The sequence below is a fragment of the Achromobacter sp. NPDC058515 genome, assembly GCF_042721735.1.
In the GTDB taxonomy this organism is placed as follows: Bacteria; Pseudomonadota; Gammaproteobacteria; order Burkholderiales; family Burkholderiaceae_B; genus Achromobacter.
The window spans coordinates 85464-97698 of record NZ_JBHXNI010000018.1 but is presented as its reverse complement, the minus strand read 5'-3'; the positions used below and the strand labels follow the sequence as shown (position 1 = coordinate 97698).

At 69.5% G+C, this 12235-nt stretch carries 11 protein-coding genes; 5 read left to right on the top strand and 6 right to left on the bottom strand.

What is annotated here, in order from left to right; all coding sequences use genetic code 11:
* Positions 1–6 precede the first annotated feature (6 nt).
* A complete protein-coding gene (locus ACFWP0_RS25620; RefSeq protein ID WP_377846961.1) occupies positions 7–813 on the top strand; it encodes an SDR family oxidoreductase in 807 nt (268 codons plus the stop codon).
* 5 nt (positions 814–818) lie between these two features.
* Here ACFWP0_RS25620 and ACFWP0_RS25615 read toward each other — a convergent pair whose 3' ends face one another.
* From ACFWP0_RS25615 to ACFWP0_RS25600, 4 genes are all read right to left on the bottom strand, one after another.
* Positions 819–1748 carry a LysR family transcriptional regulator gene (locus ACFWP0_RS25615; RefSeq protein WP_377846959.1) on the bottom strand — a complete coding sequence of 310 codons (930 nt, stop codon included), beginning with the start codon at positions 1746–1748 and terminating at the stop codon, positions 819–821.
* On the bottom strand, positions 1745–3217 hold the full coding sequence (locus tag ACFWP0_RS25610) for a DUF1254 domain-containing protein (protein WP_377846957.1): 1473 nt from the start codon (positions 3215–3217) through the stop codon (positions 1745–1747). Before ACFWP0_RS25610 ends, ACFWP0_RS25615 begins: the two co-directional genes overlap by 4 nt.
* 148 nt (positions 3218–3365) lie before the next feature.
* The gene (locus tag ACFWP0_RS25605) at positions 3366–3923 is read right to left on the bottom strand and encodes an ureidoglycolate lyase (RefSeq protein ID WP_377846955.1); all 558 of its coding nucleotides are present in this window, start codon (positions 3921–3923) and stop codon (positions 3366–3368) included.
* Positions 3920–4150, bottom strand: coding sequence for an Arm DNA-binding domain-containing protein (locus ACFWP0_RS25600; RefSeq protein WP_377846953.1), 231 nt, complete (start codon positions 4148–4150; stop codon positions 3920–3922). The genes ACFWP0_RS25605 and ACFWP0_RS25600 overlap by 4 nt, the downstream gene beginning before the upstream one ends.
* Before the next feature lie 101 nt (positions 4151–4251).
* On the opposite strand from ACFWP0_RS25600, the gene ACFWP0_RS25595 reads away from it, so the two are divergent.
* A complete protein-coding gene (locus ACFWP0_RS25595) occupies positions 4252–4632 on the top strand; it encodes a cupin domain-containing protein (protein WP_377846951.1) in 381 nt (126 codons plus the stop codon).
* A 6-nt stretch (positions 4633–4638) separates the two neighbouring features.
* Here the strand turns inward: ACFWP0_RS25595 and ACFWP0_RS25590 are convergent, their stop codons facing one another.
* Positions 4639–5880 carry an MFS transporter gene (locus ACFWP0_RS25590; protein WP_377846949.1) on the bottom strand — a complete coding sequence of 414 codons (1242 nt, stop codon included), beginning with the start codon at positions 5878–5880 and terminating at the stop codon, positions 4639–4641.
* Between the two features lie 84 nt (positions 5881–5964).
* A complete protein-coding gene (locus ACFWP0_RS25585) occupies positions 5965–7386 on the bottom strand; it encodes a sensor histidine kinase (protein ID WP_377846947.1) in 1422 nt (473 codons plus the stop codon).
* A 93-nt stretch (positions 7387–7479) separates the two neighbouring features.
* On the opposite strand from ACFWP0_RS25585, the gene ACFWP0_RS25580 reads away from it, so the two are divergent.
* The 3 genes from ACFWP0_RS25580 (at position 7480) to ACFWP0_RS25570 (ending at position 12234) form a co-directional block, all read left to right on the top strand.
* Positions 7480–8121, top strand: coding sequence for a response regulator (locus ACFWP0_RS25580; RefSeq protein WP_377846945.1), 642 nt, complete (start codon positions 7480–7482; stop codon positions 8119–8121).
* A 272-nt stretch (positions 8122–8393) separates the two neighbouring features.
* Positions 8394–8978, top strand: coding sequence for an RNA polymerase sigma factor (locus ACFWP0_RS25575; RefSeq protein ID WP_377846943.1), 585 nt, complete (start codon positions 8394–8396; stop codon positions 8976–8978).
* A gap of 256 nt (positions 8979–9234) precedes the next feature.
* Positions 9235–12234 (top strand): WG repeat-containing protein, encoded by a 3000-nt coding sequence (locus tag ACFWP0_RS25570; protein WP_377846941.1) that lies wholly within the window; start codon positions 9235–9237, stop codon positions 12232–12234.
* Position 12235: the final 1 nt, after the last annotated feature.

Sequence of the window (12235 nt, the reverse complement as noted above, 5' to 3'; positions counted from 1 at the left end):
ACCATCATGAACACCGCCGCCAACTTGCCGGCCCTGCCCGTGGACCTGTCGGGCAAGCGCGTCATCGTCACGGCGGGCGCGGCCGGGATCGGCGCGGCGCTGGCCGACGCCTTCGCCGAACGCGGCGCCCGCGTGCATCTGTGCGACGTGGACGAACAGGCGCTGGCCGGCTGCCGCCACGCCTGGGCGCGCGCGGACGTGAGCCGTCGCGACGAGATCGACCGCTACATGCAGACGGCCCTGTCGCACCTGGGCGGGCTGGACGTGCTGGTCAACAACGCGGGCATCGCGGGTCCCACTGCGGGCATCGCGGACATCGCGGCGCAGGACCTGGACGCGACGCTGGACATCAACCTGGCGTCGCAGTTCCACACGGTGCGGCACGCGCTGCCGGCGCTGCGCGAGGCGGGCGGCGGCAGCATCATCAACATCAGCTCGGTGGCGGGCCGGATGGGCGTGCCCATGCGCACGCCCTACGCGGCGACCAAATGGGGCGTGGTGGGGCTGACCCGCTCGCTGGCGGTGGAGCTGGGGCCGCTGGGCATCCGGGTCAACGCGCTGCTGCCCGGGCTGGTGGCGGGGCCGCGCATCGACCGGGTGATCGCCGCCCGGGCGAAGAACATGGGCCTGACGGTAGAGGAAGAGACCCGGCTGGAGCTGTCCGGCGTCAGCCTGCGGCAGTTCGTGCGCGCGGCGGATATCGCCAACATGGCGCTGTTCCTGGCCAGCCCGTTCGGGGCGATGGTCAGCGGGCAGGCCATCAGCATCGACGGCGACCTGCAATCCCTGCCCTGGCAGCCGCCCGCGGCCTGACGGGCTCAGGCCAGCAGTTCGATGGTCCGCGCGTAGATGCCGCGGCGGCGATCCTGGGCGGTGGCGCGCAAGGCGTCCAGCAGCCGCTCGGTCAGGTCCTGGTTGCGCGCCTCGGTGCGGGTGATGAGCATGAAATCGAACCACTGCCGCGACGCCAGCGGCAGCGCGACCAGGTCCGGGAAGGACGCCACGATGTCCGAGGCCGACAGGGCATTGACCAGGCTGATGCCCTTGACTGCGCGCACCGTGCCCGGCACCAGCGACATGTGGGCCTGCATGCCGGAGCGCAGCAGCAGCGAGTCGGCGATGTCGCCTTGCGCCACGACGTAGTCGGACCACAGCGGCTTGACGTAGGTGTCGGGCGGGATGTCGCCCACGGCGATGGCGTCGCGCCCGGCCAGGGGATGCTCGCGGTGCGCGATGGCCATGACATCCGCCCGCAGGAACGGCGTGAAGCTCAGGCGGGCGCTGTCGCGCCCGACGGCGCCCAGCCCGAAGTCCGCGCGCATGGTTTCCACCGCGCTGATCACCTGCACGGAGGATTCGACGTCAATGGAGAACGGCCGCGTGCCGTTGACGTCCAGGTAGCGCCGCACGGCGTCGGGCGCGTAGCCCAGCGCCAGCGCCGGCGACGACGCAATGCGCAGGCCGCGCCCGCCGAACTGTTCGATGCTGTGCAGCGCCTCGTCGATGCGCACCAGCTCGTCCAGCACGAACTTGGCCTCGCTGTACAGGTACTGCCCGGCCTCGGTGGGACGCAGGGTCTTGTGGGAACGGTCGAACAGCAGCACGCCGGTGGCGCCCTCCAGGCGGGAAATGGCGTGGCTGATCGCCGGCTGGGTCAGGTGCATGGCATGCGCCGCCTGCCGGGTCGAGCCCGTCATGACCACCGTGTAGAAAATGCGCAGGTCGTGAATGTTGAAGTTGCGCTTCACTTCCCTGCCCGCTGTATCTGCGGCGACGCCCACTTCCCGTCCAGCAGGGCCGGCTTGGGCCAGTAGTAGCGCATGGCCACCATGAAGGGCCCCGCCGGCGCGGGCAGCCAGTTGGCTTCCTTGCCCTTGCCCGGCGACTCGGTCTGGATGTAGAGCGTCAGCCCGCCGTCCGGGTCTTTCTTCAGGGACGGCAGCATGGGCGATTTGATGCTGTAGCGGTCGGCCGGATTCGGCGCAAGCAGCTGCTCGGGCAGCTTGTACATGGTCATGGACCAGAACGCGTTGACGGGCGGCAGGCTGCGCGGGGCAAAGCGCAGGGTGTACTTTTTCCTGCCGTCCAGCGTCTGGCCCCGGCTGTCTTTTTCCAGGACGGGATACAGCGCTTCTTCGCGGCTGCTGGCGCCGATGCCGACCTGCGTGCCCGTGGCGCGCGACAGGTAGTCGTTCTTCAGCGTGCCGCGGTCGCCGAACAGCGTGTCGGTCTTGCCGCCCAGGGCCGCGCGGTTCTTGTCGATGTCGTTCTGGCCGTCGTGCATGCCTTCCTGCAGGGCGCGGCGCAGCGCGGGGTTGAGGCTTGCGGTGTCGAAGGGTTCGCCGGGTTCCAGGCCGATGCTGGCGAAGCGTTCGCGCAGCCATTTCTCGGTGGGATGCGTGGGCGCGAACTGCAGCAGGAAGGCGAGCTGTTCGTAGAATTCCAGCGAGGTGCGCATCTGCGCGGGCGGCACCGGCTTGATCCATTCCACGGCGGCGGGCGCGGCAGGCGCGGCTTGCTTGCGGAACGCCGACAGCGGCCGGACCTTGTAGCGCGACTGGATGCGCTTGACGTTTTCCAGGTCGGCCGCGTTAAAGAGCTGGGTGCGCCCCACCACGTTGACGAGTTCGGTTTCGGACGTGATGACCTTGGCGATGCCGGACGGAACCTTGCCCTTCCAGCGCGGGCCGGCGATCAGGAAGTTGCCGCCGCCGTTGCCGGTGGCGCGGCTGCCGATATAGGCGAAGTTGTAGGTGTACAGGTCCATGAGCTGCAGCACGAAGTAGCGCCGCTTCTCCATGGGAGGCACGGTGATGACGACGGGTTCGGCGCGCAGGTCCAGGACGGCGAACGAGTACGGCGTGTCGGAATTGGGGGTGACGAACGCCGTGTCTTCGGGCGCGAAAACGCGCGCGACGTTGTTGAACGTGTTGAACGGCCCCTTGTACTGCGGGTTGTTCTTGTCGATGCTGAAGGCATACATGGTCTGGTAGCTGGCGACCATGGGCGTGCCGTACAGATAGGCCTCGCGGGCGATGCTGCGCGCCTGCTGCGCGGTGACGCCCTGGATGCCGACGGACTGCGATCCGGTGGCGGCGTCGGGCGAGGTGAAGCTGCATCCCGCCAGGCCGGCGGCCATCGCCAAGGCGGCGATCAAGCGGGGAAGCGAACGGCGGCTTGCGTGGAAAAATCCAGTGCTACTCTGACGGTCGCGCATTCAATGCTCCAACACAACGTGATGTTGGCAACGCCCGGATGGCGGCAGCGTCGCGTGCAAGGCTCGGATTCCGGGGGATTCTGGCATATTTCCCGGGGATGGAAAAGAAACGGCGCGGCGACGAGGCGTGACGGCCTGACGCCGGCGGTCAGGCGGCGCCGGCCTCGTCTTGCGGCAATGCCAGCTCGCGCGCGGGGATGGCGGCGATGGCGCTTTCCGAGGCGCGGGCATCGGTGGTCAGGTGCTGGATCAGGTCCACCGTGGTGGAACGGCGGGTCAGCATCAGGCAGGTGACTTCCGCGCCGGCGACACGGGTGGCATGCCAGCAGCCGGGCCGCATGCAGACGCCCTGCCCCTGCGGCACACGGAAGGCGGCCAGGGTGGCCAGGTCGGGGCTGCCGTCGGCCGCGCTGCGAGCCACGACCTGGACGATCTCGCCCGTCAGCGGAACGATGGCCTGCTGCGTGAGCAGGTGCTTTTCCAGGCTGGCGACTTCCGCGGACTGGCTGCGGTAGTTGACCCACAGCAGCTCGGCGTCGCCGCCCGCCCCCGTGTTGAACAGGTGTTCCTGCCAGAAGTCGGTGGCGGTGTTGGAGTACAGCGGCACGCCATGGCCGTCCGGCATCGGCTTGCCCAGCATCCAGCCGTAAGCGGTGAAGGCGTCGGTCGTGAGATCGTTGATTTCCAGCTGCGTGTTGCTTGTCATGCGGAACCCTGTGTCGCACTGCCGCGTTTGGGAAATTCGGCGTCGTAGTCGAACTCGCCGCGCGCGATGGCCTCCAGGATGGCGGCCCGACGGTCGGCGGCGCGCTTGAGATTGGCGGCGGTGGGCTTGACCCGGATGCGCTCGACGCAATGCCGGCCTTCAAAGTAGAAGCCGATCTCGATGGATGACTCGGACGCGGGCCGCACCCCTTCGAATCCCTTGCTCATCGCCTGCTCTCGTTGTTGCCTGGCCAACATGATAAACGCTTCGATATGACGGGCGCGCTGTCATACACTGCCCGAACGCCCCCAACCCGAGGATGCGCATCATGGCTACCGACCTGTCGTCGCACTATGTGTTCCTGGACGCCACCGGCGCCGCCGCCACCGTCGCCGGCGGCGACGCGTTCTGGTCGCAGTCCCATGACGATCTGGAGAAGTACGGACGCGGCTGGCTGGTGTCCGAATACGAATTCGCTTCGGACTGGCCGCAATGGGAGATGCACCCCGAGGCCGACGAGATCGTGCGCCTGATGTCCGGCGCGGCGGAACTGCTTCTGGAATTGCCGGCCGGCGTCCACACCGTCCGGATGGCAGCCGGCGACGCCTGTGTGGTTCCGAAGGGCGCGTGGCACACCGTCAAGGTGATCGAGCCCTGCCGCATGCTGCACATCACCATGGGCGCGGGCACCCGGCACCGGCCCGCATAGCGCCCGCTATCCCGGCGCGCCGGCGGGGCGGGCCCGCTGGATCTCGCGGTCGTCGATCGGCCAATGCAGGGCGGCCGACAGCACGCCCAGCCCCATCGCCCCCAGCCAGATCAGGTCATAGGATTTGGTGGCTTCGAACACGAGGCCGCCCAGCCACACGCCCAGGAACGATCCGAGCTGATGGCCGAAGAACACGAAGCCGAACAGGGTGGTGATGTAGCGCACGCCGAACACCTGCGAGATCAGGCCGTTGGTGAGCGGCACCGTGCCCAGCCAGACAAAGCCCATGACGGCGGCGAACGCATAGACCGTCCACGTGGAGAGCGGCAGCAGCACGAACAAGGCGATGGCGGCCGTGCGCAGCAGGTAGATGCCGGCCAGCAGGTACTTGCGGCGATGGTGCGCGCCCAGGACGCCGCAGACATAGGTGCCCATGACATTGGTCAGCGCAATGATGGCCAGGGCCGCCACCGCATCCGAGGCGCGCAGGCCCTTGTCCGCCAGGTAGGCCGGCAGGTGCGTGCCGATGAACGCGAGCTGGAAGCCGCAGGCCAGGAACCCCAGGTTCAGCAGCCAGAAGCCGGGGCGGGCAAAGGCCTCGCGGATGGCGGCCGGCATGGACAGGCCGGCGTCCGGCGCGGCGGGGTCCTGCGCCTTGCCGGCCGGCTCCCGCAAGGGCAGCGCCAGGGGCAAGAGGAAGACCAGCACGACCGAGAACACCAGCAGCGCCGCGCCCCAGCCCCAGCCGCCGATCAGCCATTGCGCCGCCGGCACCATGGTGAACTGCCCCAGCCCGCCCACCGCGCCCGCGACGCCCAGCGCCCAGCTGCGCCGTTCCGGGGGCACCAGGCGGCTCAGCGCGCCGTAGATGGCGGCGAACGCCGTGCCCGACAGGGCGATGCCGATGCACACGCCCGCCGTCCACATGAAGGCCGCCGGCGTCGTGGCATGCGCCATGCCGACCAGGCCCAGCGCATAGAACAGCAGCCCGCCCGCGATGACCTTGGCCGAGCCATAGCGGTCGGCAATCATGCCGGTAAAGGGCTGCACGATGCCCCAGGTCAGGTTCTGCACCGCCAGCGCGATGGCGAAGGTCTCGCGGCTCCAGCCCCGGTCCATCGTGACCGGCAGGAGGAACAGGCCCTGCACATGGCGCACGCCCAGGGCCAGGCCCATGACGACGCCGCCGGCCAGCACCAGCAGCCATAGCTGCGAGGGATCCAGGGTAGATTTTCGTGGAGCGGACATGGCGAACCTCTGACGGAGCACTTCGCCCCCGTTCGGGCGGGCATCGGCTCTATTACAGGCGCGGCGCGCTCCGGCTTCAACCGATTATTTTTTGTCCGCTGCATGCGCGGCGGGAATGCCAGCCGGCGCCCAGATCGAAAACACCGAACCCTTGCCCGGCGTGGACCTGACCGTGGCCTCGTACCCCAGCAGCCCGGCCAGCCGCCGCACGATTGCGAGCCCCAGGCCCAGCCCCTGCCCCGCGGGCGCATCCGGCGCGCCCGCGCCGCGCGCGAACTCGGCGAAGACCGCCTCCTGGGCCTCGGGCGCGATGCCCACGCCGGTGTCCCAGACCTGGATCAAGGCGCCGCCGCGCCGGGGCCGGGCGCACAGCAGCACGCGGCCCTTGGGCGTGTAGGAGATCGCGTTGCCCAGCAGATTGTCCAGGATGCGGCGCAGCAGCGCGGGGTCCGTGTCCAGTTCGATATCGGTGGGCAGGACCGACAGCGCCAGGCCATGGGCCTGCGCCCGCGGTTCGTAGTCCTGGCGCAGGGCCTCGAACAGGGCGTCCAGGCTGACGCGACGCCGTTCGATGCGCAGCAGGTGCGCGTCCATGCGGGAAATGTCCAGCAGCCCGTCAAGCAGCCGGTTCAGGCCTTCCAGCACCGTTTGCTGGCGCTGCGCCACGTGCAGCGCGTCCTGCGGGCTGATGTGCCCTTGCGCGGCGCGGCTGGCCAGGATGTCGGTGAACAGGCCCAGCGCGTGGACGGGCTGGCGCAGGTCGTGCCCGGCCGAGGCCAGGAAGCGGGTCTTGGCCCGGTCCGCCGCGGCGACGCGGTCGCGCTCGCGCTCCAGGCTGCCGATCAGGGCCGTGTTCTCGAAGCGCAGCGCGACCGTGGTCTTCAGGCTGCGGTAGGTGATGGCGCTGAAGTACATATTCACGCCCAGCAGACAGAAGGCGAAGGCCGCGTAGACCAGATGCAGGCCGTCCCCGACGGCCAGGCAGGCCGCGGTGAACGGCGCCAGCATGGCCAACGCCGATCCGGCGTAGGCCGGCGGATAGGCCGACAGCGACGGCACCGCCCCGCTGCACATGCCCGCCAGCATCACACAGCCGAACGCCAGCATCATGTCGTCGTGCGACAGCACGGCCGCCAGGCCGGCCAGCCCCCACAGCAGGCCCGACAGCCAGGATAGCGCGGAAAAGCCGAGCACCCACGGGCGCACGGCGGACAGCGCGGCCTGCCGCCGCAGAAAGCCGCGGCTCAGGCCCACGCGCAGCGCGGTCAGCAGGTAGATGGCGGCGGCCCAGGCGGCCAGCAGCCAGGCCGGCACGCTGCCCCGCATCACGTAGGCCACGGGGATCACCACGGCGAAGTTGGCGAACAGCACGCCGTAGGACTGCTTGTAGAGCAGCCCCGCCAGCGCGGCCTGCGTCGACGCGGCCGCCGGCGGCGGCTGGCCGCCGCTTGAGGTCGCGAGGAGCCCGGGCGCGGAGGGCGCGGCGGGGGAGGCGGAAAGGGTCATGGGCGCGTGCCGGGGTCGGGGCGGAATCGGGGCCGGGGTCCGGTCCCTATAATGACGCATCATTCTGACACATCATGTCATCCTCCCCGCCCCATGAGCTTCCCTCCCCGGCACGCCCCGCTGCGCATCCTGATTGCCGATGACCACGGCATCGTGCGCGAAGGCTTGAAGCTGGTCCTGGCCCAGGCGCCGACCCTGGCCGGCACGGTGGACGAGGCCGGCACCGGCGAACAGGTGCTGGCGCTGCTGGCGGCGCACGGCGCCGACCTGCTGGTGCTGGACCTGGGCATGCCCGGCGTGTCGGGCTCGGGCTGGGTGCGCACCCTGCGCCAGCGGTATCCGGCGCTGCACATCATGGTGCTGACGGCCAACACCGACGAGCGCACCCGCGCCGCCGTGCTGGAGGCCGGCGCGGACGCCTATCTGGCGAAGACCGGGGATTCGCAGCCGCTGCTGGCCGCCGTCGCGCGGCTGGCGGGCGGCGCGGCGCGGCCGCGCGCCCGCGCCGCGCAGGCCGCGCATGTGGAGACGCCCGACGAGGCCCTGACGCGGCGCGAACAGCAGGTGCTGGCCATGGCCGCGCTGGGCGCGACCGCGGCCCAGATTGCGCAGGACCTGCACATCAGCCCGTTCACGGCGCGCAAGCACCGCGAGAACCTGATGCGCAAGCTGGGCCTGCACAACACGGCCGAGCTGGTCGCCTACGCGATGCGCCTGGGCCTGCCCACGGCCTAGGGCCGCCCGCCAAGCGCCTGCCATCCTCTCGGAAAAAATACGACACGCATCGTATTTGCTACCGGATCTTCCAACACTAGACTGGCCTGGCAGCGCTCCGCCTTCCCCGCACGCCAAGACGTCGGGGATCGCGGGCGCGCATTGAACTCCCCCGCCGCCCAAGCCTTCCCGCGCGCCGCCGACCGCGTGGGCCGGGAAGCCTTGCGCCCGCGCCTGGCGCGTGCCGCCACGCGCGTCGAGCATCCCGTCCATGAACAAGCCGCACCGTCCCCATGCACCCTGCTCCCGCCGCCGCCTCCCGCGTTCCCACCCGTGCCGCCTCCGCCCGGCGCCAGCCGCCAGCCGACCCGGCCGGAGACCTGGCGCGCGAACAACGCGACCGGCTGCACCGCTTCGTGGCGCGGCACGTGGGCAATCGCAGCGAAGCCGATGACATCACGCAGCAGGCGCTGGCTGAGATGTGGCTGTCCTACGACCGTTTTCGCGGCGACAGCAAGCCGTCGACCTGGCTCTACGGCATCGCGCTGAACCTGATCCGCAACTACCTGTCGCGCTCGCCGGAACGGCGCTACGCCTTTGTGGACATCGACACGCTGGCGGCCGAGGCCAGCGCCGAGCCCGATCCTCCGGCGCGGGCCGAATGGCGGCAGATGCTCGGCATCGTGGACCGCGCCATGAACGAAATCCCGCCGGACCTGCGCGAACTGCTGCATCTGGTCGCCGTGGAAGAACTGAGCTACGAAGAGGCTGCGCAGCGCCTGGCATTGCCCATCGGCACGGTGCGCAGCCGGCTGTCGCGCGCCCGCGCCCAGCTTCGCATCCGGATGCGGGCCCGGGGCGTCAGCCTGGACTCTTGATCCTGGCCGATCGTGGCCGCTGGAAGGCCGTGATGAATTCATCGAAGTTGTCCTCTCTTGCCGACTTTTGCAGCCGCAAGACGGAAAACGCCGAGCGACGCTAACGCTTCGTGTTTTATCGTTACATCTATCCGTCCCGATGCTGCTACCCCTGGTTACAGTGCTGCCTTCCCATCTTTCTCGGCAGGCATCCGACCATGTGGCAAGCCCGGCTTGGCTATTCCGTTTCCGCGGCCCGTTCCCGCGCCGCTGCGCAATGAGGGCCGCGCTAGTCTTCAAGCCCCTGGCGCTGGCCGCGGCGCTGGCCAGCCTGCCCGCCCTCTCGGGCGCGGCGCAGGCCCAGCCCGACTGGATGCGCCAATGCGCGGCCAGCTACTACGGCCAGGGTTCCGACACGCATTGCCATCAGGCCTATCGGGAAGGCCTGGCGGCGGTGCTGACGGGTTCGGCCAGCGACCAATCGGGCGCCTGGGGCTACATCGACAAGCAAGGCCGCATGGCGATCGCGCCGGCCTACACGGACGCCAGGCCCTTCCAGAATGGCCTGGCCGCGGTGAGCCAGGGCGAGCTCTGGGGCTATATCGACGCCAAGGGCCAGTGGGTCATCAAACCGCGCTTTGCCAGCGCCACGGGCTTTAACGCCGAAGGCACGGCGCTGGCCGAGGAAGACGACCGGGACGTGCTGATCGACCGCGCAGGCAAGGTCATCAAGACCTTTCCGCTGGGCACGCGCACATGGGGCTTCCAGCCCGGCCAGAAGCTGGCGTCCATGGAAGTGCCGACGCCGCCGCGCCTGTTCAACACCGCGACCGGCAAGGCCGCGGCGCTGCCCGAGGGCGTGATGGCGCTGGCCGCGCCCACCGGCGGCTATCTGCCGGCCCAATCTCGCGATACGCGCTACGGCGGCTGGTGGGGCCTGCTGGACAAGGGCGGCAACTGGGCGATCGCCCCGCAGGTGCTGCGCTCCATGGAAGCTACGATGCGCGACGGCGACGTGGTCGCCGTGCGCCGCGAACGCGAGTGGGAGTTCGTGGACACCCGGGGCGAGTCCGTCTCGCCCGACCGCTATGAACGGGTGCAACTGCTGGCGCCCGGCATGTGGCTGGCCAAGCCCGCAGAGGGCAACACGGCCCTGCTGGACGGCAAGCTCCAGACGGTTCATCAGTTCCCGGTCGAGTACCTGGGATTGCAGGAGCGCGACGGCTGGCGCTACGCGGCCGTGCCCGGCATGACGCTGCTGATCGATCCCGCGGGCAGATTCCAGCTGCTGCCGCTGCGCAACGGAAACGTGGAAATCAGCCGCGGACAGGCGTGGGTGTATGGCGCGCCAGCATTGGCTGACGGGCCGCAGATCGACGACGCCATGGACGCCGCCGCTCCTGCGATCAGCGCGACGGAAGAGGCGGCGGAGGCGATGGCATCGCCGCCGGTGGCGGCGGAGGCGGCGGCGATTGATGTGGCCGTCGATGCGGCGGCGCTTGCCGCCGCGGAAGCCGACGCCGCGCCGGATGTCGCGGCCGACGACGCCAGCAGGACCCCGCACCAGGAGTCTGCCGACGACGGCGTGCTGTTCCAGATCTACGCCCACGATGGCCGCCCGGTCCTGGACGAAGCGACAGTGTTGAAGCTGCGCGATTACCAGATCAACCCATTGAACCTGAGCCGGCGGACCGATCCGCGCGTCGCGGACGCGCCGCTGGCGCTGCTGCGCCCCAACGACTACGAGCAGCCCCTGGGCATCCTGACCGCGGCCGGCAAGATCGCGACGAATCCGGACTGGGAGAACATCGACACCTATGACGTGACGATGCCGCTCGTCGTCCGCACGAAGGACCGCGGAACGGGCGCGATCGGCCCGGACGGCGCCTGGGCCGTGCCGCCCGCGTTCAGCAATATCCGCGCCTTCAGCGGCCCCTACACCTGGGCCCGCAAGGAATCCATGAACCGCGACGACGCCCTGCTGATCGACGCGCGCGGCAAGACGGTGCCCATCCCTGCGGACGTCGCGCGCGAGGCATCGAAACTCGACGGCGAACTGCTCCTCTACCGCGCGGCGGATGAAAACCGCCAGCGCCGCTGGGGCATCTGGAACATCCGCCGCGGCGCGCCCGCGCTGACGCCCGCGTACGAGCACATCGAGGAATTCGAGGATGACTGGGCCAAGGTCGAAGACAAGGGCCGCTGGGGCGTCGTCAACCGGGAAGGCCGGTGGGTCGTGCCCGCAACGCAAGCCGGCGCCTACGACATGGAGTACCTGGGCAACGGCCTCATGCTGATCGACGAGCCCGAGGCCAAACGCAGGCGCACGGGCTATTCCGAGAGCGCCTACCGCCTGGTCAACCTGCGCACCGGCAAGTCCAGCGAACCCCTCATCGGCAAGCCGGAAAAGCTCAGGGACGGACGCTTCCTGGGCGAGCTCGCCGATTCCAGCGCCGTGCTGTTCGACGCGCAAGGCGGCGCCACCCGCATCTCCGACGGCAGGCCGGAGAGCAAGGAGCAGTACGAGGACTGGATCTACATCAGGCACGACGATCGCGAAGGCGCCATCGACGCCCGCGGCAATATGAAGGTGCCCGCCATCTACGGCGAGTTCAACCCGTTCTTCGCGCAGCCCGAAGGCCTGGCCCGCGCGAACGTCGGATCGGGCTACCGCGTGATCGACCAGAACGGCCGCGCCGTGCTGGAGAAGCTGGGCGACGGCACGCCGCTGGCTTCGATGCGGCGCATCGTCTTCGGCGACGAAAAGGACTCCGCCAGCATCATGACAGACCTGCAGGGCCGCGAAATCGCGCGCATCGCGGGCCGCTACGCCGTGGACGACCACAATGCCAGCGAAGGCGTCGTGCCTTATAGCAACGCGGATGGAAAGTACGGATTCATCGACGCCGCCGGCAAGCGTGTCGTGGGAGCGCACTTCGACCAGCTCGGCGCGCTGAGGAACGGCTTGGCCAAGGCGCGCCGCCTGGAGCGCACCGGCAAGCTGTACGGTTACGTCGACCTGACCGGCCGCTACGCGATTGCGCCCGCCTTCATCTGGGCGGACGACTTCCGCGAGGAACGCGCGATGGTGCGCCGGGACAGGCTGGTGGAGTTCATCGACACCAAGGGGAAGACGACGGCGCTGTTCGGCGTGCTGTGCGACACGATCGTGATCGTCGATGCGCAGGACAGGCAAAGCTGGCCGCCCCAAAAGCTCTCCTGCCCCGAAGCCGCAGACCTCGAACCGCCCGTCCCCGACAACGCCAAAGCAGAATAAC